Origin of the sequence: Trichococcus sp. (genome assembly GCF_049684335.1) — a bacterium.
Lineage (GTDB): Bacteria > Bacillota > Bacilli > Lactobacillales > Aerococcaceae > Trichococcus.
In genome coordinates, this window is the sequence record NZ_JBAVFV010000051.1 from 23,763 (window position 1) to 47,322 (window position 23,560).

24 protein-coding genes and 3 other annotated features are annotated in these 23,560 nt (G+C 45.5%); of the genes, 21 read left to right on the forward strand and 3 right to left on the reverse strand.

Annotated features, from left to right (window positions below):
• Window positions 1–524 precede the first annotated feature (524 nt).
• Entirely contained in the window at window positions 525–1,136 is a 612-nt protein-coding gene (gene rpsD, locus WBM30_RS09400; RefSeq protein ID WP_086985403.1) for a 30S ribosomal protein S4, read from the reverse strand.
• 416 nt (window positions 1,137–1,552) lie between these two features.
• On the opposite strand from rpsD, the gene WBM30_RS09405 reads away from it, so the two are divergent.
• From WBM30_RS09405 to WBM30_RS09505, 21 genes are all read left to right on the forward strand, one after another.
• A complete protein-coding gene (locus tag WBM30_RS09405; RefSeq protein ID WP_424900475.1) occupies window positions 1,553–3,271 on the forward strand; it encodes a septation ring formation regulator EzrA in 1,719 nt (572 codons plus the stop codon).
• Window positions 3,272–3,432: 161 nt separating this feature from the next.
• Complete coding sequence (locus WBM30_RS09410) at window positions 3,433–4,569, forward strand: cysteine desulfurase family protein (protein WP_424900476.1); 1,137 nt, start codon at window positions 3,433–3,435, stop codon at window positions 4,567–4,569.
• 29 nt (window positions 4,570–4,598) lie between these two features.
• The gene (gene thiI, locus WBM30_RS09415) at window positions 4,599–5,813 is read left to right on the forward strand and encodes a tRNA uracil 4-sulfurtransferase ThiI (RefSeq protein WP_424900477.1); all 1,215 of its coding nucleotides are present in this window, start codon (window positions 4,599–4,601) and stop codon (window positions 5,811–5,813) included.
• A gap of 84 nt (window positions 5,814–5,897) precedes the next feature.
• Window positions 5,898–6,392, forward strand: coding sequence for a thiol peroxidase (tpx, locus tag WBM30_RS09420; RefSeq protein ID WP_424900478.1), 495 nt, complete (start codon window positions 5,898–5,900; stop codon window positions 6,390–6,392).
• Window positions 6,393–6,436: 44 nt separating this feature from the next.
• Window positions 6,437–6,661: a binding site (T-box leader), on the forward strand.
• 65 nt (window positions 6,662–6,726) lie between these two features.
• A complete protein-coding gene (locus WBM30_RS09425) occupies window positions 6,727–9,375 on the forward strand; it encodes a valine--tRNA ligase (RefSeq protein ID WP_424900479.1) in 2,649 nt (882 codons plus the stop codon).
• A 95-nt stretch (window positions 9,376–9,470) separates the two neighbouring features.
• Window positions 9,471–10,781, forward strand: a complete 1,311-nt coding sequence (locus WBM30_RS09430; RefSeq protein WP_424900480.1) for a bifunctional folylpolyglutamate synthase/dihydrofolate synthase — start codon at window positions 9,471–9,473, stop codon at window positions 10,779–10,781.
• A 1-nt stretch (window position 10,782) separates the two neighbouring features.
• Entirely contained in the window at window positions 10,783–11,442 is a 660-nt protein-coding gene (locus WBM30_RS09435; protein WP_424900481.1) for an HAD family hydrolase, read from the forward strand.
• 60 nt (window positions 11,443–11,502) lie between these two features.
• Entirely contained in the window at window positions 11,503–12,192 is a 690-nt protein-coding gene (gene radC / locus WBM30_RS09440; RefSeq protein ID WP_170100137.1) for a RadC family protein, read from the forward strand.
• 190 nt (window positions 12,193–12,382) lie between these two features.
• Entirely contained in the window at window positions 12,383–12,583 is a 201-nt protein-coding gene (cspD, locus tag WBM30_RS09445) for a cold-shock protein CspD (RefSeq protein WP_086628303.1), read from the forward strand.
• Window positions 12,584–12,873: 290 nt separating this feature from the next.
• Window positions 12,874–13,887 (forward strand): rod shape-determining protein, encoded by a 1,014-nt coding sequence (locus WBM30_RS09450; protein ID WP_424200974.1) that lies wholly within the window; start codon window positions 12,874–12,876, stop codon window positions 13,885–13,887.
• 46 nt (window positions 13,888–13,933) lie between these two features.
• Window positions 13,934–14,788, forward strand: coding sequence for a rod shape-determining protein MreC (gene mreC / locus WBM30_RS09455; protein WP_424900482.1), 855 nt, complete (start codon window positions 13,934–13,936; stop codon window positions 14,786–14,788).
• Complete coding sequence (mreD, locus tag WBM30_RS09460; protein WP_424900483.1) at window positions 14,788–15,312, forward strand: rod shape-determining protein MreD; 525 nt, start codon at window positions 14,788–14,790, stop codon at window positions 15,310–15,312. The genes mreC and mreD overlap by 1 nt, the downstream gene beginning before the upstream one ends.
• Window positions 15,313–15,391: 79 nt before the next feature.
• Window positions 15,392–15,642 (forward strand) — a binding site (T-box leader).
• A 104-nt stretch (window positions 15,643–15,746) separates the two neighbouring features.
• On the forward strand, window positions 15,747–16,544 hold the full coding sequence (locus WBM30_RS09465) for an amino acid ABC transporter substrate-binding protein (RefSeq protein ID WP_424900484.1): 798 nt from the start codon (window positions 15,747–15,749) through the stop codon (window positions 16,542–16,544).
• A gap of 30 nt (window positions 16,545–16,574) precedes the next feature.
• Complete coding sequence (locus tag WBM30_RS09470; protein ID WP_424900485.1) at window positions 16,575–17,375, forward strand: amino acid ABC transporter substrate-binding protein; 801 nt, start codon at window positions 16,575–16,577, stop codon at window positions 17,373–17,375.
• Between the two features lie 32 nt (window positions 17,376–17,407).
• Complete coding sequence (locus WBM30_RS09475) at window positions 17,408–18,043, forward strand: amino acid ABC transporter permease (RefSeq protein ID WP_424900486.1); 636 nt, start codon at window positions 17,408–17,410, stop codon at window positions 18,041–18,043.
• Between the two features lie 15 nt (window positions 18,044–18,058).
• The gene (locus WBM30_RS09480) at window positions 18,059–18,739 is read left to right on the forward strand and encodes an amino acid ABC transporter ATP-binding protein (protein ID WP_424900487.1); all 681 of its coding nucleotides are present in this window, start codon (window positions 18,059–18,061) and stop codon (window positions 18,737–18,739) included.
• Window positions 18,740–18,914: 175 nt separating this feature from the next.
• Window positions 18,915–18,988, forward strand: a sequence feature (ribosomal protein L21 leader region).
• A gap of 16 nt (window positions 18,989–19,004) precedes the next feature.
• A complete protein-coding gene (gene rplU / locus WBM30_RS09485; RefSeq protein WP_086628296.1) occupies window positions 19,005–19,313 on the forward strand; it encodes a 50S ribosomal protein L21 in 309 nt (102 codons plus the stop codon).
• A gap of 14 nt (window positions 19,314–19,327) precedes the next feature.
• Window positions 19,328–19,663 carry a ribosomal-processing cysteine protease Prp gene (locus WBM30_RS09490; protein ID WP_086628295.1) on the forward strand — a complete coding sequence of 112 codons (336 nt, stop codon included), beginning with the start codon at window positions 19,328–19,330 and terminating at the stop codon, window positions 19,661–19,663.
• A gap of 34 nt (window positions 19,664–19,697) precedes the next feature.
• Window positions 19,698–19,982, forward strand: coding sequence for a 50S ribosomal protein L27 (rpmA, locus tag WBM30_RS09495; protein ID WP_068560128.1), 285 nt, complete (start codon window positions 19,698–19,700; stop codon window positions 19,980–19,982).
• Window positions 19,983–20,112: 130 nt separating this feature from the next.
• Window positions 20,113–21,126 (forward strand): class I SAM-dependent methyltransferase, encoded by a 1,014-nt coding sequence (locus WBM30_RS09500; protein WP_424900488.1) that lies wholly within the window; start codon window positions 20,113–20,115, stop codon window positions 21,124–21,126.
• Between the two features lie 50 nt (window positions 21,127–21,176).
• Window positions 21,177–22,367, forward strand: a complete 1,191-nt coding sequence (locus WBM30_RS09505) for an acetate/propionate family kinase (RefSeq protein ID WP_424900489.1) — start codon at window positions 21,177–21,179, stop codon at window positions 22,365–22,367.
• 98 nt (window positions 22,368–22,465) lie between these two features.
• Here the strand turns inward: WBM30_RS09505 and WBM30_RS09510 are convergent, their stop codons facing one another.
• Together WBM30_RS09510 and WBM30_RS09515 are read right to left on the reverse strand one after the other, a co-directional pair.
• Complete coding sequence (locus WBM30_RS09510) at window positions 22,466–22,933, reverse strand: universal stress protein (protein WP_086985387.1); 468 nt, start codon at window positions 22,931–22,933, stop codon at window positions 22,466–22,468.
• Window positions 22,934–23,031: 98 nt separating this feature from the next.
• Window positions 23,032–23,334 carry a hypothetical protein gene (locus tag WBM30_RS09515; protein WP_424900490.1) on the reverse strand — a complete coding sequence of 101 codons (303 nt, stop codon included), beginning with the start codon at window positions 23,332–23,334 and terminating at the stop codon, window positions 23,032–23,034.
• Between the last annotated feature and the right edge of the window lie 226 nt (window positions 23,335–23,560).

Consider the following 23,560-nt stretch of genomic DNA (forward strand, 5'->3'; position numbering starts at 1 on the left):
CGTGATCTTCAAACCACGCAACAATATGCATATACCTGCAGTCGCTAACCACGACACCAGGTATATGTATTTTTTATTTTGTCCGGAGTTGCACCCCGAAAAAGACGACGTCATTTTAAATGACGGCAGGCCATGACCTAACGAATCGTTACCCCGCCGCGAATGACATTCTGCGTACCTAATTTGAGTACGCAGATATTAGGCTCATAATTGCACTCTAAGAGATTTTATAAGCGGGTAGTATAAACACTCGAAAATAAAAAGAAACGATGGCATATATCAAGCGTTTTGCATAGCCGTTAAGAAACGTTCGCCCGGATCATCCACCATGAATATATAAAATTTACCTGGATGCAACAAAAAAGCCGCTCTCAATTAAGAAAGCGGCTCAGCCGTTGCCGTGGTTTTTGACTACCATTTGACTACCAAAGCACTCAATAAATTGAATGATCAATGAAAGAGGCAACAGGTAAAAGGTTGATATATCAGCAGTTTTAAACGCTATAAAACTGTATGAAATGCTATTAACCTAATTTGTTGTAGTATTCTACTACGAATGACTCATCGATTTCAGCTGGCAATTCTTCGCGAACTGGCAGACGGTTCAATGAACCTTCGAATGTTTCTGTGTCGAAGGTGATGAAGTCTGGACGTCCGAACAAAGCTTCAGCAGCAGCTTTAACAACTACCAAGTTTTTAGATTTTTCGCGCAAGCCGATTACTTGGCCGACAGCCACTTCGTATGAAGGGATATCAACACGTTTGCCATCGACAGTTACGTGACCGTGGTTAACTAATTGACGTGCTTGACGACGAGTAGAAGCTAAACCTAAACGGTAAACTACGTTATCCAAACGTTGTTCCAATAAGATCATGAAGTTAACACCTTGTTTACCTTCTTTGATTTTACCAGCTTTTTTGAATAAAGTTGCGAATTGACGTTCGTTCATGCCGTACATGTGACGCAATTTTTGTTTTTCTTGCAATTGCATAGCATATTCAGATAATTTTTTACGGTTGTTAGGGCCGTGTTGACCTGGAACGTATGGACGACGCTCCAATTCTTTACCTGTTCCCAATAGGGAGATGCCTAAACGACGAGCCTGTTTCCAACTTGGTCCTGTATAACGTGACATAATAAAATTCCTCCAATAAATGTTTGATTTTTGGAGTAAAATAAGAATGATAAGTCAGCAATGCGTGCAGTTGATCCTTCAATCTTCACCTTATGCAGCCGCAAGGGTACACAATTGAACCATCTAAACGATGGCGATGAACTGTTGACGCGGGTGCTTCTTTCTCGCTGCATTATTTTACACAAAGGTTATTGTACCAAACAACAGAAGTTAATGCAATGAAAAGGTGATATTTGACGGACTTTTCCCAGCAGCGAAACGCTTTCACTGTTCCAAGGAAAGGAATTCTGTTCCCTTATTATTTTCTGGTTTCTGATTGGTTCTTTCTATGTTATACTAAAAAATGAGATATATTGGGCGTTTTCAATTTTAAGATCAAATAAACGAAATTGTCGGAATAGGTGGAGGATTTATTGATGGAGTTTATATACTGGTTAGTAGCGATAATATTGTTAGTATTGATCGGGTACGGTGCGATCATGTATTTGACGAGGCAACAAGCGAATCGGATCAAGGCGATCGATGAGAAGAAACAAAAAGCGATGGCCATACCTGTGGCCGATAACCTGTTCACATTGAAAAATATGAATTTAACAGGGCAAACGAAGCGTACATATGAAAGTTGGCAAGCTACATGGCAGACCATCACGCGTTTTCAGTATCCTGAAATTGAGGCGGCGCTTGTCAGTGCTGAACAATACATCCAACGCATGAACTTCATCAAGGCGAAGCAAGCCATTTCACAAGCGGATCAACTGATCGACGAAACAAAAAACAGTGTTGAAAAAGTGAACAAGGCACTCGAAAAACTATTGGAAAGTGCACAGGAAAACCGCAAAGAGTTGGAAGAAATCCAGGAACGCTACAATAAGATCCGCAAACAATTATTGGCGCACAGCTTTACATTCGGCCCAGCCATTGAAACGCTGGAGAAGAACCTGAATTACATGGAGCTGGATTTCACGAAATTCAATTCATTGACGAATGAGGGCGACCATATGGAAGCCAAAGAAATTTTGTCGCGTATCGAGCAGGATCTGCTTGTGATGGAAGAAGTCGTTGAAAAGATTCCTGAGCTGAACGAAAAAATCAAATCCGAGTACGAAGAACAAGTGAATGATCTGAAAGACGGCTACCAACGCTTGTTGGATGAAAAGTACATTTTCGAAGGTGTGGATGTCTCCGTTGAGATAGCTGCTGTTGAAAAAGAAATTCAGGAAGCAAAAGATTCCATCGGCCTTGCCGATATCAATGAAGCAGGCAAGAAGATGGATAAGGTAGAACGCGATATCGAAGCGGTCTATGCCATCATGGAAAAAGAAATGGAAGCCAAGGAATTTGTGGGCCGTCATACGGCAAATCTGCAAAAGAAAATGGATCATGTCCTGCAGAGCAACCGTTATGTGCTGCTTGAAATCGACCGTGTTTCCCAGAATTACTTCTTGAACAAGAATGAATTGGGCCGTGCGCAAGAGTTCGAAGAGCAGTTGCTGAAGGAAAATGAAGCCTTGCGTTACTACGATAAGATGATGAAGGAACATGAAATTTCCTATTCGGTTGTCCGCGAATATTATGAGAAAATCAGCCAACGCCTTTCAGAAATCGACAAGGAACAGTCTGAATTGGTAAGCAACCTCAGTGACTTGCGCAACCGCGAAAAGGAAATCAAGGACAGCATCGATTTGTACGAGTTGGACATGCGCAACATGAAACGGACAATCGAGAAATACCATCTGCCGGGATTGCCGAAAATCTATTTGGATCTTTTCTTCTCGGTCACGGATCGCATCGAGGATTTGGCTTCCAAGCTTAACCGTGTGAAGATCGACATGGACGAAATCGATGCCATTTCCAAGATGTGCGAAGAAGACATTGAAATGTTGGATAATCAAACGCAAACGATTGTGGACAACGCGATGCTCACGGAGTATATGATCCAGTACGCAAACCGATTCCGTCATTCGCATGTGGAGATCGAAAATGCCATCAACAAAGCTTTGGTGCTTTTCCATCGCGAATATGACTACGAAGGCGCGTTGGAGGCTGTCAAAATTCCGCTGAATCGCGTCGAAGCAGGTGCTGCCCGCAAAGTGGAAGAATCCTACCAGGAAGAAAAAAATCGTCGCTACTATTAAATGCAGAACAAACAAAGCAGGGGTCGGGACATTGTCTCGGCTCTTTTTTTAGGGGAATAGAATAAAATTCAGTCGTATGCTTTAAATGGTCAGGCATTTTCTATATAATAGATAGGATGTCCCGACGAGAGTGCAAAGTTATTAAGGAAGTGTAGATAAAGATGATTTATTTTGACAACAGTGCAACAACAAAAATGTATCCGGAAGCTTTGGATACTTACCGGAAGGTCAATGAACAATTTTTTGGCAATCCTTCCAGTCTGCACAGATTAGGCAACGAAGCCGATGCTTTGCTTCAGCAATCGCGCAAACAGATTGCACACTTACTGGGCGCCCAGCCGGATGAAATTTTCTTCACGAGCGGCGGTACGGAGAGCGACAATTGGGCGATCAAAGGCACAGCGATGGAGAAATTTGCAGTAGGGAAACACATGATCGCTTCTTCCGTTGAGCATCCTGCTGTATCAAAGTCGTTGGAGCAACTGGAAAAGCTAGGCTTTGAAATCAGCTACTTGCCTGTCGACGCGAATGGAATCGTATCCGTTGAGGAGCTTGAGAAAGCCATAAGGAAAGATACGATCCTGCTGAGTGTCATGGCTATCAATAATGAAGTCGGCAGCATCCAGCCGATCGAGGCTATCGGCGAGCTGCTTGAAAATTATCCTTGGGTCCATTTCCATGTGGATGCCGTGCAGGCAGTCGGTGAATGCGAGCCGCTGATCCGACACCCACGAGTGGATCTCCTGTCGCTTTCAGCGCATAAATTCCACGGACCCAAAGGCGTAGGCATTCTCTACAAGAAACATGGCAAGCGGATTGCGCCGTTGTTGACGGGAGGCGGGCAAGAATCCGGCATGCGCAGCACGACGGAGAATGTTGGGGGAGTCGCAGCGATGGCGAAAGCCCTGCGCATGACTCTTGAGGGCAGCGAATCCAGCCGAAAACAAGAACGGCTGGTCCGGAGTAAGTTGGTTGCGGCCCTTTCGGAATATGAAGATGTCCGGATTTTTTCACCTGAAGATGGCGCCGGCCATATCCTTTGTTTTGCCATGAAAGGCGTCAGGGGAGAAGTGATGGTCCATGCTTTCGAAAGTCAGGATATCTTCATTTCAACTACCAGCGCCTGCTCAAGCCGAAAGAAAGGCACGCCCTATACGTTGGGATCGATGGGCATACCCGTTTCCTGGAGCCAGTGTGCGGTCAGGATAAGCCTTTCCGGCGAGAATACGGAGTCGGAAGCGGAAACCTTCATTGAACATTTCCGGACGCTGCATGAACAATTCAAAAAGATACAATAGAATAACTAACAGATAGGAAGAGAACATAAATGGAAACGCACATTCAAATCCGCTTTGGCGAATTGTCGACCAAAGGGAAAAATAAAAAACGTTTTGTCCAACAGTTGGCGCAAAATGTCAGGATGGTCACAAAGGATTATCCGCAGATCAAAATCAAACCCGAGCACGATTTTATGCTGTTGGACCTGAACGGAGCTGACGAGGCCGTCATTATTGAACGCCTGCAGCATGTGTTCGGTATCCAAAACTATTCACCGGTCTATTTGGTTTCGCGTGATCTCGATGAAGTGAAACGGGTTTTGGTGGAGTTGCTTGCCAAAATGGAGACTGCCGGAAAGACATTCAAGATAGCTACGCGTCGCGCGGATCACGCCTACGAGCATGACACCACCTTCATGAATGCCGAGCTGGGAGCCACTGTGCTGGATGCTTTCCCAGGTATTTCAGTCAAGATGAAGCAACCGGACATCCTTGTGCGTGTAGACATCAAAACCAACGGCATCATGCTGAGCACGCAAACCTATCAAGGGCCTGGCGGATTGCCTGTCGGCTCCAGCGGCAGAGGCATGCTTATGCTTTCCGGAGGCATCGATTCACCGGTAGCCGGTTATCTTGCCATGAAGCGCGGCGTGAAGATTGAGGCGGTGCATTTCCACAGCCCACCTTACACAAGTCCGCAAGCGTTGCAGAAAGCCAAAGATTTGGCTGCCAAATTGACTAAATTCGGCGGTGAAATCCAGTTCATCGAAGTGCCGTTCACGGAGATCCAGGAAGAAATCAAAGAGAAGATTCCTGCGGATTATCTGATGACGATCACGCGCCGAATGATGCTGCGCATCACCGATGCCATCAGAGCCGAACGCAAAGGTCTGGCTATCTTTAATGGGGAATCTTTGGCCCAAGTCGCTTCCCAGACGCTGGAGAGTATGATTGCCATCAACGATGTCACAACGACACCGATCATTCGTCCTGTCGCAACGATGGATAAATTGGAAATCATCGATTTGGCACAGAAAATCGATACCTTTGATCTGTCGGTGCAACCTTTCGAAGACTGCTGCACGATTTTTGCGCCACCGTCACCCAAAACGAAACCGCATTTGGATAAAGCCAGACGATTTGAAGCGATCCTTGATGTGGAACCGCTCGTGGCACGCGCGGTTGCAGGCATTGTCATATCAAGCATAACCGGCAGAGAGGATACCGCCAGTCAAGACGAGGCTCTCTTTTCGGATTTGCTGTAACCCGTCCGGCAAGAGCGTATCCTTACCATAAATCACCACTTATCTGTATAATGAAAGTACTATCGGATAAGGGGGAATGTTTTCATGCAAGTGACATTAAAAGGTGAAATTGTTGAAGTTTTAGGGAGTCAACCCGTAGTTGGGGAGAAGGCACCGGCATTTTCGTTGTACAATACAGAAGACGAAAAGGTATCTTTGGATGATTTGCGCGGTTCGGTTGTCTTAATCAGCGTATTCCCGGACATCAACACGAGCGTTTGCGACAAACAAACACGCAAATTCAACGAGACGGCAGCAAATATCGAAGGCTTGACCTTGTTGTCGGTTTCGAAAAATACAAAAGAAGAATTGATCAACTGGTGCTCGGCAAACGGCATCGATATGCAGATGTTGCATGACGATGCAGGCGAGTTTGGGGAAGCTTATGGACTGAAAGTGCCCAAATTAGGCGACAAGTTGGCACGCAGCGTATTCGTCATCGACAAAGAAGGCGTTCTTTCCTACATGGAGATCGTCCCTGAAATCGCGACGGAACCGGATGAAGCGGCAGCGTTGGCAGCTGCAAAAAATTTACTTTAATCGCATTGAGATTTCAATCAAAAGATGCTAAACTAGTGAAGTATAAATAAGCGTCGATCAAGAAGAGTAGCTTAGCCGGAACCACATAAGAGAGAAAAGCGTTTGCTGAAAGCTTTTTTGGGGAAGGAAAGTGAAGTAGCTTGTGAGCAAGCTGTGTGAAGGTCTGTGGACTGGGTAGCGCAGCTCGGAGTATTCTCCGTTATCAAAAAGAGAGACAGGGATTTGATTCCTGTAATTTAGGTGGTACCGCGATTCATATCGTCCTGCATATTCGTATGCAGGACGTTTTTTTTTCGCAAAAAATCGATGTAAAAAAGAGAGAGGAAGTGGCTGAATGTCTAAAGCAGACGCAATGCCGACAAAGTATCAACCCCAGCAAGTAGAAGCAGGGAAATATCAAAAATGGGTGGAAGCGGGGCTATTCAAGCCGAGCGGCGACAAAAGTAAAAAACCGTATTCGATCGTGATTCCGCCTCCGAACGTAACGGGCAGACTGCACTTGGGCCATGCTTGGGATGTGACGCTGCAGGATATGTTGATCCGCCAAAAACGCATGCAAGGATTCGATACATTATGGTTGCCTGGGATGGACCACGCCGGCATCGCCACCCAAGCCAAGGTTGAAGCAAAATTAGCCGAGGATGGCCTTACCCGGTATGACCTGGGCCGAGAAGCCTTTGTCGAAAAGGTTTGGGAATGGAAAGAGGATTATGCTAGCGTCATCCGTGAGCAATGGGGGAAAATGGGCATTTCCGTTGATTATGACCGCGAGCGGTTCACTCTCGATGAAGGACTGTCGGATGCGGTTCGCAAAGTCTTTGTTGGATTGTATGAAAAAGACTTGATTTATCGCGGAGCCTACATCATCAACTGGGATCCTAAAGCGAAAACAGCCTTATCTGATATTGAAGTTATCCACAAGGACGTTCAGGGTGCCTTCTATCACTTCCGCTATCCGATGACGGATGGCTCAGGCTACCTAGAGTTGGCGACTACCCGTCCCGAAACCATGTTGGGCGATACTGCCATCGCGGTTCACCCGGAAGATGAAAGATATCAGCAGTTCATCGGCAAGACCGTGAAGCTACCGCTGGTGAATCGGGAAATCCCCGTGATCGCTGATGATTATGTTGAGATGGACTTCGGGACTGGTGTCGTTAAGATCACACCTGCGCATGACCCGAATGACTTTGAAGTCGGGTTGCGCCATGATTTGCCGCAAGTGAATGTCATGAACGATGATGCGACGATGAACGAAGCGGCCGGAAAATATGCAGGGATGGATCGGTTTGCAGCGCGCAAAGCGATCGTAAAAGATATGGAAGAACTGGGCTATTTGGTCAAAATTGAGGAAATGACCCACAGTGTCGGACATTCGGAACGCACAAACGTTATTGTGGAACCGCGCATCTCGACGCAATGGTTCGTCAAAATGCAACCGTTGGCTGAGCGTGCGGTCGAAAATCAATCCGCAGAAGAAAAAGTTTCCTTCTATCCGGAACGATTTGAGAATACCTTCCTGACTTGGATGGGCAACGTCCATGACTGGGTCATTTCTCGCCAATTATGGTGGGGACATCAAATCCCAGCTTGGTATCATAAGGAAACCGGCGAAATGTACGTAGGCATGGAAGCTCCGAGCGACAGCGAAAACTGGACGCAGGATGAGGATGTTCTGGATACGTGGTTCAGCTCAGCGCTTTGGCCGTTCTCGACAATGGGCTGGCCGGATGAAGATGCGGAAGATTTCAAACGTTATTTCCCAACCAGCACGTTGGTTACCGGCTATGATATCATCTTCTTCTGGGTAAGCCGGATGATCTTCCAGAGTCTGGAGTTCACTGAAAAGCGTCCGTTTGAGAATGTGCTGATCCATGGTCTGATCCGTGATGAGCAGGGCCGCAAAATGAGCAAATCGCTCGGAAACGGAATCGATCCGATGGAAGTCGTCGAAAAATACGGAGCGGATGCTTTGCGTTGGTTCTTGGCTAACGGTTCCGCACCTGGACAGGACGTGCGCTTCAGCTATGAGAAGATGGATGCATCCTGGAACTTCATCAACAAAATCTGGAATGCCAGCCGTTACGTGCTGCTTAATTTGGAAGATCTGACTTTCGACGACATCGACATCTCAGGGGAAAAGACTATCGCCGATAAATGGATCCTTTCCAGCCTGAACAAGACCATCACAAAAGTGACGGATCTGTTCGAGAAATTTGAATTCGGTGAAGCCGGCCGATTGTTGTACCGTTTCATCTGGGATGATTACTGTGACTGGTATATCGAAATGTCCAAAGAAGTTCTGCAAGGGGAAAATGAAGAGGCAAAACGCACAACCCGCAGCATCTTGGCGTATGTTTTGGATAATGTCTTGCGCTTATTGCATCCGGTCATGCCGTTCGTCACCGAAGAAATCTGGCAGAATGTACCGCATCAAGGCGATTCTATCGTGACGGCAGCCTATCCGGAAGCAAGGGACAGCTATATCGATGAGGCAGCTGAGGAAGCGATGGAAAAACTGATCGAATTGATCCGCGGCGTCCGCAATGTCCGCGCTGAAATGAACACACCGTTGTCCAAGAAAGTTCCGATGCAGCTGAAAGTGAATGACGAGGCGACCGAAGCGATTTTCCGCGCCAACGAATCCTACATCTTCCGTTTCTGCAATCCGGATACGCTGGAAATCGGTCTACACATCCAGGCAGCCAGCGATGCTGTCACCGCCGTATTCTCAGGCGGAGAAGTGTACATGCCTTTAGCGGGTCTGATCAAATTGGAAGATGAGATTTCCCGTCTCGAAAAGGAAGCGGAGAAATTGACAAAAGAAGTCGACCGTGTGGAAAGCAAATTGAATAATGAAAAATTCGTCAGCAAAGCTCCGCAGGCTGTAATTGATGGGGAGAAACAAAAAGGAACGGAATACCGAGAAAAATTGGCGGCTGTGAAAGAACGCATCGCTGCTCTGAAAGAACAGTTGGCTTGACCATAGAATTAAATTGAATTGAACAGGAAGAACCCTATTAGCAAGCACCTTTGTGGATAGGGTTCTTCTTAAATGGAAATGGAGTGAAGCGGTAGATGTTTGCAACTTATGAAGAAGCGATGGAATGGATCCATACCCGCAAAGGCATGGGTCCTAAACCGGGAATAGTCCGGATGAAATGGTTGATGGAAAAACTGGATCATCCGGAACGTAAATTCAGATCCATCCATATTGCCGGAACAAATGGAAAAGGGTCGAATGTTGCTTACTTAAGAAGCCTGTTCATGGCGGCTGGCTATACGGTGGGAACCTTCACCTCGCCGCATATCGTCAGTTTCAATGAAAGGATTGGCGTGAATGGAGCGAACATTTCGGATGAGGACGTATTGGAACAAGCGAACATTCTGTACGCACTCTATGAGGAAATCGGCCTGACGGATATGGGCCCGCTGACGGAATTCGAAGTAGTGACCGCCATGATGTTCTCCTATTTTGGCTCCCACCCGTGCGATGTCGTATTGTTGGAAGTCGGCCTGGGCGGTCTTTACGACAGCACGAATGTTGCCGAGCCGGATTTGTCGCTCATCACGACGATAGGCAAAGATCACAGCAATATTCTCGGAAATACAATTGAGAAAATCGCCTATCAAAAAGCGGGCATCATCAAGAAAGGGACACCGGTCGTCATTGGAAGATTGCCAGAAGAGGCTTTGTCGGTGATGCGGGACACTGCGGAAAAGCAGGCTGCGCCCTTGCATGTATTCGGCCCGGATTTCAGCGTCTCCAATTGGCATGAGGGTTCTGATTACCATGAGCTCTTTGACTTTTTCTCTCCGTTTGGGACTTTTGAAAACCTGGAAATTGCCTTGATGGGTGGCCATCAAGTCGATAATGCGGCCACTGCGCTGCAAGCTTTCTTGCTGTTCTGCCAAAAATACGCTTTAGACTATTCAGAAACCACGATAAAAGCAGGGCTTCTGGGGACAGCTTGGCCAGTTCGGATGGAAATCGTTTCGCAAGAACCGTTTGTCATGCTGGATGGGGCCCATAATATTCCGGCTATGGAAGTTCTGACTGAAGCGGTCAAGAAGAAGTTTTCGGATAAGGACATCACCATTCTGTTGGCGGCGTTGGCGGATAAGGACCTGGAGGAAATGGGCCAGTTGATCAAGTCAATCCCTGACAGCAAGCTTTACGTGACCAGTTTTGATTTCCCCAGAGCTGCATCGGTCAAGGAGCTGTGCGAGCGGATGGGCGTATCCGAAACTGCGGCCTATGAAGATTGGCGCATTGCAATCGATGATCTGAAGGCGAAGCAATCCGAAGAGGGCCTGTTATTGATCACAGGCTCACTGTATTTTCTTTCTGAAGTAAGACATTATTTATTAAAGAATAAGGAGTTTTGAGATGCGTAAAAAAGCGGTCATTTTTGATATGGATGGATTGATGTTCGATACGGAAACGTTGGGATACCAGGCGCAAGGCGAATTGGCTGAAGAGCTGGCTTTGCCGATAGCATTCGACTTCGATTATTACCTGAAACAAGTAGGACGATCCGATAGGGATGTGATGCCTGAATTAGCCTCCGACTTCGGCGACGCTGAACTGGCGGAGCGATTCCTGAGAAAAATGAAGAAGAGGCAGACGGACATCGCTTCCGAGAAGGGGCTTCCGATCAAAAAAGGGCTTTATGATCTGCTGGCCTTTCTGAAAGAGGAAGGCGTGGTGTGCGTCGTTGCTTCCAGCAGCCGGAGGAGAGAGGTCAGCTTTTACCTCGAATTGGCTGATATTTCGCAGTACTTCCGTTACCAGGTCTGCGGGGATGAAGTATCCTTCGCCAAACCGGATCCGGAAATTTTCTTGAGCGCCTGGGAACCCCTCGACATTCCGAAAGAGGACTGTCTGATCCTGGAAGATTCGCTTAACGGCATCCGTGCGGCCTACGATGCGGGCATTGAAGTGATCATGATCCCGGATCTGATCGTTCCGGATGGCGAAGCGAAAGCAAAAACGACGGCCATTTTACCGGACCTGCACGCGGTCATGGATTGGTTGAAAGAGAAATAACCTGTTTTCGCCCCTTCCTGCGTATCTATTGAGTAGACAGAAAGAAAGGGGTAAAACAGGATGGTGCAAGAAACAAATCTGCTGATGGAGGTTCCGAAAGCCTCGCGCCCGCGTGAAAGATTGGATCAATTCGGAGAAAAAGCCTTAGCGACGCATGAATTATTGGCGATCATTCTGCGTACAGGGCCCAGGGACAGCAATGTTATGCAGTTGGCTTTGCGGGTTCTGAATGAGTTCGAGGATTTGCATTCTTTAAAGATGGCCTCGCTGGAAGAATTGACTTCGATCCACGGAATCGGCCGAACCAAAGCGATCGAAATAAAGGCCTGTGTCGAATTGGGAGTCCGTGTAGCCAATGCCACGCAATTGAAGAGCGGTACGATCACCTCGACGCAAAGCGCAGGAACACTTTTGCAGAAAGAGATGCGCGACCTCCAGCAGGAACACGTGGTGGCTGTCTATCTGAACACAAAGAACGAAATCATCAAGAAGAAGACGATATTCATAGGCAGTCTGAACAGTTCGGTTGCGCATCCGCGCGAAATTTTTCGTGAGGCGGTAAGGTTTGCCGCGGCGCGGATCATCCTCGCGCACAACCATCCTTCCGGGAATCCCGATCCCTCTGAAGCTGATTTGGTGTTTACCCGCCGAATGGTGGAATGCGGAGAAATGATGGGTATTGAGATTCTCGATCATTTCATCATCGGGGTCGATGATTATCTCAGCCTGCGGGAATACGGGATCATTTAGGCGCTTATTCCGCAATTATTTCCGTTAGCTGAAATGAAAATTTGATGGCAAAAAACTTGCAATATCGGAAAACCTGATATATCATTATATTAGTGTTTTTGTTTGGTAAAGAGAAGGTTGTCTTGAACATTCCTATCGTACCTAAAGCAAGAATCACATTTTGAGTGCTTTGCACGAGGAGGAATTTTTCATGGAAAAAGGAACAGTAAAATGGTTTAACGCAGAAAAAGGTTTTGGATTTATCGAACGCGAAAGCGGAGACGATGTATTCGTACATTTCTCAGCTATCTTAGGCGACGGATTCAAATCATTAGAAGAGGGACAAGCAGTTTCATTCGAAATCGTTGATGGAAACCGTGGACCGCAAGCTTCTAACGTAGAAAAAATCTAATTTTCCTTAACTTAAACGATCAAAGGGTCCGGGACACTGTCTCGGGCCCTTTTTAAATGCCAAGCCGCTTTCTGATTCACTGTGATTCATGTAATATATTGTGTCAACTATAATGAATTACTTGCGTCAGTATTACCGATTGACGGCATTCCTGTCAAATAGATTAATTCTTTCTTTTGTTTGTTACATTGATGTTTTTCTTGTTCCGGTTTGTGGTAAAATAGAAAAGAATTTGTTTGTGGGAGAGTTTGTAGTCAATCAGACGGAAGGATGAGAAGTACTTGGTAAGTTTGAATTTTAAGGGTAAAAACATCGGAATTGATTTAGGTACGGCCAATACGATCGTCTTCATAGCCGGCAAGGGCATCGTAATCAGAGAACCTTCTGTCGTCGCCAAAAATATCCATACGGGGGAGATTCTGTCCGTTGGGGAAGAGGCTTTCCAGATGCTTGGCAGGACACCCGGCACTATTGTGGCATCCCGTCCGATGAAGGAAGGCGTCATTGCGGATTATGATACAACCGTCGCAATGATGAAATATTTCATCAAAAAAGCGACTGGTAATGCATTCATAAAACCATATGTGATGGTCTGCGTACCGAGTGGTGTGACGGAAGTCGAGAAACGGGCAGTCCTGGATGCTACCCGGACAGCAGGCGCCAAAGAAGCATTCATCATAGAAGAGCCTTTCGCTGCTGCGGTGGGCGCGGGACTTCCCGTGCATGCACCTACAGGCAATATGGTGGTGGACATCGGTGGCGGGACGACGGACGTCGCGACGATTTCCCTTGGTGGAATCGTTACAAGCCGCTCGAGCACAGCTGGGGGTGATCGTATGGATGAGGCGATCATTCAATTCATACGCAAAAAATACGGTCTGCTGATCGGTGAGCGCACTGCCGAAAACATCAAAATAACAATCGGCTGTGCCGACATCGAAAAGGCAGCTTCTTACGGCTCCATGGAAATAAGAGGCCGGGATATGGTGAACGGTCTGCCCAAAACTTTGGAGATCCATGCTGAGGATGTAGCGGTTGCGATTCATGATGTGGTCGAGAATATCATCCTTTCCGTGAGGGAAGTGCTGGAAGAAACCCCTCCCGAAATATCTGCTGATGTCATTGACCATGGCATCGTTCTGACAGGCGGCGGCGCTTTGTTGAAAAACATTGCTGAAGTCATTTCAGCGGAAGCGGAAGTTCCTGTATTTATCGCCAACGACCCATTGGATTGCGTTTCCATCGGGACAGGTGAAACATTGAAGAATATTAACGTGTACAAGCGTAAAAATTTAAGGCATTAAGCATAATGAATGTAATTGAAAGTGATGTACGAAATGAGGTGTCAATGTGAATCAGTTTTTTAACAATAAAAAATTGATCATCCTATTGATCAGTGTAATCACCTTTATCAGCTTGATAGCATATTCTCTCACCAACAAAAGAGAAGATACATCGATACCGCAACAAGTAGGGAACGATGTGACAGGCTCCATTGCGAGAATATTTTCTAAGCCTGCGGAAGTAGTGGCGAATTTTGTTGATTCAGTCGATAACCTGATGAATACGTATGAAGAAAATCAATCTTTAAAAAGTAAAATTGATACCGTTTATGAGCTGCAAGTGAAAGTCTATAATCTGGAGCAAGAAAATGCACGGATGCAGGAAGAGCTTGAATTAAAAAGCACTTTATCAGAGTATGAACAAATCAATGCTTCTGTAGTATCCCGCAACCCGGATAGTTGGCTGAACCAAATCGTCATCGACAAAGGATCACAGGACGGGGTAGAGGTCGACATGTCGGTGATGGCCGGAAACGGTCTGATCGGCCGTGTATCCGAAGTCAATTCAAGCAGCGCGAAAGTTCTCTTGTTGACTACTTCGAACGATACGACTAACCGGGTGTCAGCTGAAATCCAAACGGAATCCGGTCCCGTTCATGGCATCGTCAATGGCTATGATGAGAACACGAAGATGCTTTCCATGTCCCAGATTGCCCCTGATGCGGTTATCAATCCGGGCGACAGTGTGATCACTTCAGGCTTAGGAGGCGTTTCGCCAAGCGCCTTGTTGATCGGAACCGTTAAAGAAGTATCCATGGACAGCTACGGCCTGTTCAAGCAGGTGACGATTGAGCCTGCCGGAGAGGTTTATAATATCCGCTTCGTGACGGTCATCAAACGGCTGAGCGGGAGTGGTGAGTGATGGTGCAGAACAGATCTTTGCATCACACTTATTTCATCCCCGTGATGCTATACTTGCTTATCATTTTGGATGGCTTTTTGATTAATGCCTTCCCGGGCCAGTTCGTCAGTGAAGAGTATATCCTCGTGCCGCACCTGGCACTGTTCGGGTTCGTGCTTTTTTCCTACTATTTCCCAAAGCAGCCGATGCAGATGTACGCGGTTCTGTTCGGGCTGCTGTTCGACAGTTATTACAGCGGCATATTGGGTGTATACGCAGTGGCTTTTGCGGTAATCGTGTATTTTGTGAAGAAAATGCAAAAATATCTGACGGAAAATGTTTTCGTGTTGGCCTTGTTGTTCATCATGGCAATTGTAGCGGTAGATTCATTTGTTTTTGGCTTTTACAGCTTAATGGACATTACGCAGCTTGATTTCAGCGCCTTCGCTTCAGAACGTCTAGGACCGACAATCGTGTTGAACATTGTGTTGTTCATTGTAATATATTATCCCTTGTTTAAGCTTGTATCTTGGATGTATGATTAAACAGGATGAGAAATGAATGAGACTTTTTTTAATGAAATACTTGCATTTAACGAACGCTGTGGTATTATTGTCTTAAATTCTAAATGCAATGAAGAGAAAAAGTAACTTTTGCCTATTTTCAGAGAGTTTGCGGGTGGTGCGAGCAAACAATAGCGATCAGTGAAATCACATCTCTGAGCAAGAATGCCGAAAAGACAGCATCCGCTGCCCTCATTAGGTTGACTCGGTTGTGCCCGTTACAGCACTGACGTTTCAAATGGAACGTTATGAGGCGGTTTCTGTGAAGATGCCGCAAAAAAAGGTGGAACCACGACTTCAATCGTCCTTTAACTTTCAGCCGGAAGTTAGAGGGCTTTTTTTATTGGAAATGGCTTGATGAGGGGCCACCACAAAATACGGTAATAAAAAAGTACACATATATGGAGGAGAAGAATATGAAAAAATTAGCATTAATGTTGTTGGCGTCTACAAGTTTATTGGCTGCATGCGGTGGAGGAGCTGCTGAAGATTCTTCTGCAACCGGATCGGAAGCTTCAGGAATCAAAGAAACATTGGTGATGGGGCTGGACGATACCTTTGCACCGATGGGCTTTAAAGATGAGAGCGGCGAAATCGTCGGTTTCGATGTCGACTTGGCGAAAGAGGTTGCTGAACGCTTGGATGTAGAAATCACTTTCCAACCGATTGATTGGGCAATGAAGGAAACCGAATTGGCTTCCGGGAATATCGACATGATCTGGAATGGCTATACCATCACGGAAGAGCGCAAAGAGAAAGTACTTTTCACAGAACCTTATCTGAACAATAGCCAAATCATCGTCACAATGGCTGACAGTGATATCAAGACAAAAGCCGATTTGGTTGGTAAAGTAGTCGCGACGCAACAAGGGTCTGCAGCATTCGATGCCATCAATGCCGACGAAACAGGAATTGCTGCTAAGTTTGATGGGGGCACACCAATCTTGTACCCTACTTTCAATGACGTCTTCAACGACCTGGAAAGCGGACGCAGTGATGCAATCGTCGTTGATGAAGTATTGGGACGTTACACTATGAAGCAAAAAGGTGAAGAAAAGTATACCGTTCTTACCGATAATTTTGGCGAGGAAGAATATGGTGTGGGTGTCCGCAAGGAAGATGTCGCACTGAAAGAAGCGATTGATGGAGCGTTGAACGACATGCGTGAAGATGGAACGTACGATGAAATCTACACAACTTGGTTCGCTGAATAACATAATTGTTTTTTGAAGGAGGAAATCCGCATGTTGGACAAACTAAAAAAAGCTGCTTTTATCGGAACGGGTTTATTGTTGTTGGCTGGATGTAACGGCGAAACTGCTGAGGACGATTCCGCCAGCTCGAAAGCGGATGCTGAGGAAACGTTGGTCGTGGGTTTGGATGACACGTTTGCGCCGATGGGATTCCGTGATGACAACAATGAAATCATCGGATTCGATGTCGATCTGGCGAAAGAGGTCGGTGAACGGATCGGAGCCAAAATGGTTTTTCAACCGATTGATTGGGCAATGAAGGAAACTGAATTGGAATCCGGGAACATCGACATGATCTGGAATGGCTATGCGATCACGCCGGAACGGGCTGAAAAGGTCCTCTTGAGCGAACCGTACATCGTGGATGCGCAATCCATCATCGTTTTGAAGGACAGCGAGATCCAAACGAAAGCAGACCTGGAAGGGAAGTTGGTTTCGACACAACAATCTTCCAGTTCTGTGGACAAAATCATGGACGATGCATCAGGGATATTTGAAAAGTTGGGCGGAGATCTGGTGCTTTATCCTTCCAATAACAATTCCTTCAGCGACCTGGAATCGGGCCGCGTGGATGCCATCGTCGTCGGTGAAGTCTACGGACGTTACTACATGAAACAGTCCGGTAAAGACATCTACCGTGTCCTGGATGATAACTTTGGGGAAGACGAGATGGCGGTTGCCTTCAAAAAGGATAACACGGACTTGCAGGAGCGTATCGATGCTGCTTTGGCCGACATGAAAGACGACGGAACTTTCGATGAAATATACGACAAATGGTTCTATAATGAATAACGAAAATATAGGGTAAGAAAGAGGTTTATGAAATGGACTTGATACAGATGATACTGCCATCATTGCTTGACGGCTTGAAGATGACACTTACGTTGTTCTTCATCATAGGGATCTCCAGCATTCCGTTAGGATTTCTGATTGCCGTCATCCGGGTTTACGGACCGAAGTGGCTGGGTTTTCTGATCCAGATATATGTCTTCATCATGAGAGGGACGCCATTGCTGTTGCAATTGATGTTTGTTTTCTTCGGTTTGCCACTGATAGGCATTACGTTGGATCGTTTTTCGGCAGCAATTTTGGCATATATGATCAATTACGCTGCCTATTATGCGGAAATCTTCCGTGGAGGTATCACTGCAGTTCCGAAAGGACAGTTCGAGGCCATTTCGGTGTTGGGTATCGGTAAGGTCAGAGGGTTTTTCAAAATCATCATTCCGCAGGTCACTAAGATTGTATTGCCATCTGTAGGGAATGAAGTGATTGCGCTAGTAAAAGATACATCTTTGGTTTATGTCATCGGTCTCGGGGAACTGTTGCGCGCGGGGCAAATTGCCGCGAATACATATGCCTCGTTAGTGCCTTTCTTGGCAGTAGGTATCGTCTATCTATCCGTTACGGCTGTCATTACGGTGCTGCTGAATAAACTTGAATCCAAAGGGAACTTTTAGGGGGGAGCGGCAATCATGCTATTAAATGCGATGAATTTAAAAAAGTCTTATCATGACATAACCGTTATCGATGATTTTTCTTTCCACATCGATTCCAACGAGATCGTTGTGCTTGTGGGGCGTTCCGGAACGGGTAAAACAACATTGATGCGTTTGCTTAACAATCTTGAAAAAGCAGACCAAGGCACCATTTCAATCGAGGATGCCGTCTTGTGCAAACAAGGTTTGAAGGGCGCGGAGTATGTAGACCGCAAAAAAAGGCGCCTTTACCAAAACAAAATCGGTATGGTGTTTCAGGATTATGCTTTGTTCCCGAACCTTACTGTGCTGGACAATCTGCTGGAGGCGCCGCTTGCGCAAAAGTTGGGCAGCCGTGAAGTGTTGGCGGCGAAGGCAGCCGGATTATTGGAGCAAATGGGATTGGAAGACAAACTGGAGGCGATGCCTTCGACTTTGTCTGGAGGCCAGAAGCAAAGGGTCGCAATCGCTCGGGCGATGATGCTGAATCCACGCGTACTTTGTTTTGACGAACCCACGTCTGCGCTCGATCGCGAATCCTCCGACAGCATCGGCAAGCTGATACAGGAAATTGCAGCAGGAGGAACTGGCATCCTGATTGTCACACATGATACCGAGTTCGGACAACAATACGGCACCCGGATTGTATCCTCAAGCGAATTCGTAAGAAATCATTGATCATGATGCAAAAAATCGGACAGTCCGAACAAGAAACAGGGCAGCTGCCCTGTTTTTTTGTTTAATCATTTTTGATCCTCAGGGAGACAAAAGGTATCTTATTTGACGAATGTTTTGATTTAGGTTGACTTGAGGCTTAAATTTTGATAAGCTATTAATGTTGTAAATGTGCGCACCACGGCTACAACCGCACGAATGGGAGTCATAAGACCTTAAAGGGCACTTCGTTTGGCGAGTCTAAGTAAAATAAGGAGGTGCAGAGAATATGTACGCAATTATCGTAACAGGTGGTAAACAATTAAAAGTTGAAGTTGGACAAGCGATCTACATTGAAAAATTAGATGCTGAAGCTGGTGATAAAGTAACTTTTGATGAAATCGTATTTGTAGGTGGAGAAGAAACCAAAATTGGCGCTCCATTCGTAACAGGTGCTTCTGTAGAAGGCACTGTTGAAAAACAGGGCAAAGAAAAGAAAGTAACTACTTTCAAATACAAGAGAAGAAAAGATACACACCGCAAGCAAGGTCATCGTCAACCTTATACAAAAGTAATCATTGACGCAATCAAAGCATAAGAGTGTGAATAACCATGATTGAAGTGAAATTTAAAGAAGATGACCATGGCAACCTGCTTTCTTTCGAGATTACGGGACATGCCGGGTATGGAGTAGCAGGTGAAGATATTATCTGTGCCGCTGTTTCTGTACTGGCCATCGAAACTGTGAATAGCGTTGAACGTTTAGCCGGTTACCAGATGCTTGTTGATGAAGCTGATGATGAAGGCGGGTATCTCTATGCAGAAATACTTTCCGAAAGGGAAGCGGAACAGCAATACATTACGCAGATTTTACTGAAGCATCTATTCTATTCACTGGAAGATGTCGCTCAGACATATCCAGATTATGTGACCATAAAAATGCAATAAAAACTGTACTACTTAATAAGGAGGTGCAAACCACATGTTGAAATTGAATCTACAATTGTTCGCCCACAAAAAAGGGGGCGGATCTACTACCAACGGACGTGAGTCCCAATCTAAACGTTTAGGCGCTAAACGTGCAGACGGACAAACAGTAACTGGCGGATCGATTTTGTACCGTCAACGCGGAACAAAAATCCATCCAGGTACTAACGTCGGTATCGGTGGAGATGACACTCTATTTGCAAAAGTTGACGGTGTCGTTCGTTTCGAACGTTTAGGCCGTGACAAAAAACAAGTTTCTGTATACCCTACAGCTAAATAATACTTGTACTTTTGCCGATCAACCAATTACATACACACAAAAAACCTTGCGGGGGCAAATGATCATTCACTTCCTTCGCAGGTTTTTTTGTATTTTATAAAACAACAAAAAGTAAGGGACGGTGAACGACTTGAAAGCAACAAATGTTGAGAGTCTTTTCGGTTTAATGGATGAAGCCATCAAATTACTTCAAACGGAAGCTGAACTTTCATATGTAGAAGCGTTGTCCGAAACGCTGGAAAATCTTTCCTTTGAAGGGAAAGCACAACAAGTGGAAGGTTTGCCTTCAAATGAGGCAATCGAACGCCTGAATAGCCTCTACAAAAAGATGAATTTGGAAGCATTGGACAAAGAAATCATCCGCAAGAGCATACAACTGACTTTCATCAAAGCAACGAAAGAAGACAAGCTCCAGATGAATCATCAAATGACTCCGGACACGATTGCGTATCTGATCGCTTATTTCATCGGAGAAATAAAAAAAGATAAGACAGAAAAACTGCATGTTTCAGACTTGGCAGCAGGAACAGGGAATCTTCTCAATATCGTTCTGGCGCATTTGGCAAGCAGAGGCAATGAAGTGACTGCGGAAGCAGTTGACAACGATGACCTGTTGATCAGTGTCGCGGCCAACAGCGGATCCTTGATGGGATTGTCCGAAAAAATCCATTACACCCATTCAGACAGCCTGCAGGAACTGTTGATTGAACCTTCGGATATCATGGTATCGGATTTTCCAATCGGCTATTATCCAGTAAACGACCGCGCAAAAAACTACAAAACAGCTTTTTCAGAAGGGAATTCTTTTGCGCATTTCTTAATGTTTGAACAAAATGTGAACTATCTGAAAGAATCCGGCTGGGGGATTTTTATCGTTCCTTCGGATATTTTTGAAACAGATAAAACATCTGTATTAATGGGGTGGCTAAAGGAAAACGTTCATATACAGGCATTTTTAAGCCTTCCGGCAGATCTGTTCCACAAAAATGGAATGAAAAAATCAATCATTATTGTTCAAAAAAATGGTGAAAAATCGATTCAAGCCGAACAAGTGCTTTTGGGGGAAATTCCAGATCTTAAAAACGCACAAAAGATGCAATCTTTCCTAGATATTTTCCACAATTGGAGCGCAAAGATGATATAATATTTATTAGAGATATAAGAAAAATCAGTCAATTTAAAGGGGAGAAAAAAATGTCAAAAATCATCGCTATCAATGCTGGTAGCTCAAGCTTGAAATTTACATTATACGCTATGCCTGATCAGGAAGTACTTGCAACCGGAATTATCGAAAGAATCGGTTTGAACGATTCCGTCTTCACAATCAAACACGGAGAAGGCAAAAAATTCCAAGTAACGGAAGATATTGCGAACCATGAGATTGCAGTGCATAACTTACTGGATCAATTATTAGCACTAAACATCATTTCAAGCTACGATGAGATCACAGGCGTCGGACACCGTGTCGTTGCCGGCGGAGAAATCTTCAAAGATTCTGCACGAGTGGATGATCTTGTTCTGGAACAAATCGAAGAATTGGCTGAATTGGCGCCATTGCATAACCCAGCGAACGCTACTGGAATCCGTGCATTTAAAAAATTGTTGCCTGACATCACAAGTGTTGCTGTCTTCGATACATCTTTCCATACAACAATGCCGAAAGTAAATTACCTTTACAGCATTCCGATGGATTACTATGAAAAATATGCTGCAAGAAAATACGGCGCACATGGAACAAGCCACAAATACGTTGCGGAACGCGCTGCTGAAATGTTGGGAAGACCGATCGAAGAATTGAAGATTGTTACTTGCCATATCGGTAACGGCGGTTCCATCACTGCTGTCCAGGGCGGAAAATCAATCGACACATCCATGGGCTTCACGCCATTGGCAGGTATCACAATGGGAACACGCTCAGGTGACATCGATGCATCTTTGATCGCCTATTTGATGGGCAAACTGGGTATCTCGGATATCAATGAATTCGTTGACATCCTGAACAAAAAATCAGGACTGTTAGGACTTTCCGGCGTATCAAGTGATATGCGCGATGTTGAGACTGCCGCAGAAAACGGCAATGACCAAGCTCAAATCGCATTGGATGTCTTCTACAACCGTATCCAAAAATACATCGGACAATACGTTGCAATCATGAACGGTGTGGATGCGATCGTCTTCACTGCCGGCGTTGGTGAAAATTCTGCGCCTACCCGTAAAATCATCATCGATGGCATTTCTTGGTTCGGTTGCGAAATCGACGATGAAAAGAACAATGTCCGCGGCGTTGAAAGAATCATTTCAACTGACGATTCAAAAGTTAAAGTATTGTTGATCCCTACGGACGAAGAGGCAATGATCGCTCGTGATGTTGTGCGTTTCAGCTAAAAATATTCATACAAAATAAAAATTCCGTTATGCCAATTGCTGGTATAACGGAATTTTTTTGTTGAATTTTTTTAAGCGGAAGGCTAGGCTGTTGCTTGTCATTTTTTAGGTTTTGGTTTATTCTCCAGGTCGGTCCGGACGACCAGCACATCGCAGGGTGCGTTGCGGATGACATACTCGGAAACGGAGCCGATGAACAGTCTTTCGACGGCATTAAGGCCGGTCGCGCCGATCATGATCAGATCCACGCCGTATTCGGCAGGCAAATCTTTTGCGATGATGGCTTTTGGTGAACCATATTCGATGACGGTTTGAACATCCGTTATGCCTTCGTTCGTGGCATAGGTTTTGTATTCTTCCATCAACGTTTTGGATTGGCGGACAATTTCATCCGTGAAGCTACCTTCAAAACCTGTAGGGGTTTGTATAGCTCTTGTATCGATAATATGAGTGATGATGATGGCTGCTTTATTCCGTTTGGCCACTTCCACTGCTTTACGGAAGGATAATTCTGATTCTCTCGATCCGTCAACAGGTATCAAAATTTTCTTATACTCTTGAAACATATTAACCACTCCTCTAAACTAGTATCGCTTACAAGTATATTTTACTTCACTTTCCGTAAAAATGAAAGCGTATGCGATTCTTACCGGAAATTTATTGGTCAGTGGCCCTGATCTTTCATCATGCCCGCCAGCCGGATGCTGAATAGTGCTGTATACCCTGAAGCGATCAGCACAGAAAATGCATAAAGCAGGGTACTCCTGAAGAAAATCGTCAGCAGGCAGAGAAACCCGATCAACATGTACAGGGCTCCACCGTTACGGAAAAAGAGCCAGATCTGCTGGCGTTGCTGTTCGGTGATCCGATCCGGAGCCAACACGAAGACGGTGGGGCCTTTCAATGTCATGAAAAGTCCGGTCGAAACCAATAATAATGAAAAAAGGGCAATCAACAATTCAACCAAAGTGCGTCCTCCTCAAGGAAATGACGGGATATTTGCTGAAGAAATGCTATCCCGTATATTTCAGTCTGCAAAAAAAGCTGCTCAAAGAGCAGCTCCAAAAGTATAAAACTTTATTAGAAATCCGATGGTGCCGGTGAGTATATTCTACTAGTTTTGAACCCGCATATAAGCAGGTGGGCTCCAATATCCAGTCTCTAACTACCAAATGATAAGGCGTGTTATCCAC

Excerpts from the sequence above, each read along its gene's own strand:
- WBM30_RS09425 (WP_424900479.1), top strand. The coding sequence starts at position 6,727 with ATGTCTAAAGCAGACGCAATGCCGACAAAGTATCAACCCCAGCAAGTA.
- WBM30_RS09470 (WP_424900485.1), top strand. The coding sequence starts at position 16,575 with ATGTTGGACAAACTAAAAAAAGCTGCTTTTATCGGAACGGGTTTATTG.
- WBM30_RS09480 (WP_424900487.1), top strand. The coding sequence starts at position 18,059 with ATGCTATTAAATGCGATGAATTTAAAAAAGTCTTATCATGACATAACC.
- WBM30_RS09465 (WP_424900484.1), top strand. The coding sequence starts at position 15,747 with ATGAAAAAATTAGCATTAATGTTGTTGGCGTCTACAAGTTTATTGGCT.
- WBM30_RS09410 (WP_424900476.1), top strand. The coding sequence starts at position 3,433 with ATGATTTATTTTGACAACAGTGCAACAACAAAAATGTATCCGGAAGCT.
- WBM30_RS09490 (WP_086628295.1), top strand. The coding sequence starts at position 19,328 with ATGATTGAAGTGAAATTTAAAGAAGATGACCATGGCAACCTGCTTTCT.
- thiI (WP_424900477.1), top strand. The coding sequence starts at position 4,599 with ATGGAAACGCACATTCAAATCCGCTTTGGCGAATTGTCGACCAAAGGG.
- WBM30_RS09510 (WP_086985387.1), bottom strand. The coding sequence starts at position 22,933 with ATGTTTCAAGAGTATAAGAAAATTTTGATACCTGTTGACGGATCGAGA.
- rpsD (WP_086985403.1), bottom strand. The coding sequence starts at position 1,136 with ATGTCACGTTATACAGGACCAAGTTGGAAACAGGCTCGTCGTTTAGGC.
- WBM30_RS09405 (WP_424900475.1), top strand. The coding sequence starts at position 1,553 with ATGGAGTTTATATACTGGTTAGTAGCGATAATATTGTTAGTATTGATC.
- radC (WP_170100137.1), top strand. The coding sequence starts at position 11,503 with ATGGTGCAAGAAACAAATCTGCTGATGGAGGTTCCGAAAGCCTCGCGC.
- rplU (WP_086628296.1), top strand. The coding sequence starts at position 19,005 with ATGTACGCAATTATCGTAACAGGTGGTAAACAATTAAAAGTTGAAGTT.
- WBM30_RS09430 (WP_424900480.1), top strand. The coding sequence starts at position 9,471 with ATGTTTGCAACTTATGAAGAAGCGATGGAATGGATCCATACCCGCAAA.
- cspD (WP_086628303.1), top strand. The coding sequence starts at position 12,383 with ATGGAAAAAGGAACAGTAAAATGGTTTAACGCAGAAAAAGGTTTTGGA.
- WBM30_RS09505 (WP_424900489.1), top strand. The coding sequence starts at position 21,177 with ATGTCAAAAATCATCGCTATCAATGCTGGTAGCTCAAGCTTGAAATTT.
- rpmA (WP_068560128.1), top strand. The coding sequence starts at position 19,698 with ATGTTGAAATTGAATCTACAATTGTTCGCCCACAAAAAAGGGGGCGGA.
- tpx (WP_424900478.1), top strand. The coding sequence starts at position 5,898 with ATGCAAGTGACATTAAAAGGTGAAATTGTTGAAGTTTTAGGGAGTCAA.
- mreD (WP_424900483.1), top strand. The coding sequence starts at position 14,788 with ATGGTGCAGAACAGATCTTTGCATCACACTTATTTCATCCCCGTGATG.
- WBM30_RS09435 (WP_424900481.1), top strand. The coding sequence starts at position 10,783 with ATGCGTAAAAAAGCGGTCATTTTTGATATGGATGGATTGATGTTCGAT.
- WBM30_RS09475 (WP_424900486.1), top strand. The coding sequence starts at position 17,408 with ATGGACTTGATACAGATGATACTGCCATCATTGCTTGACGGCTTGAAG.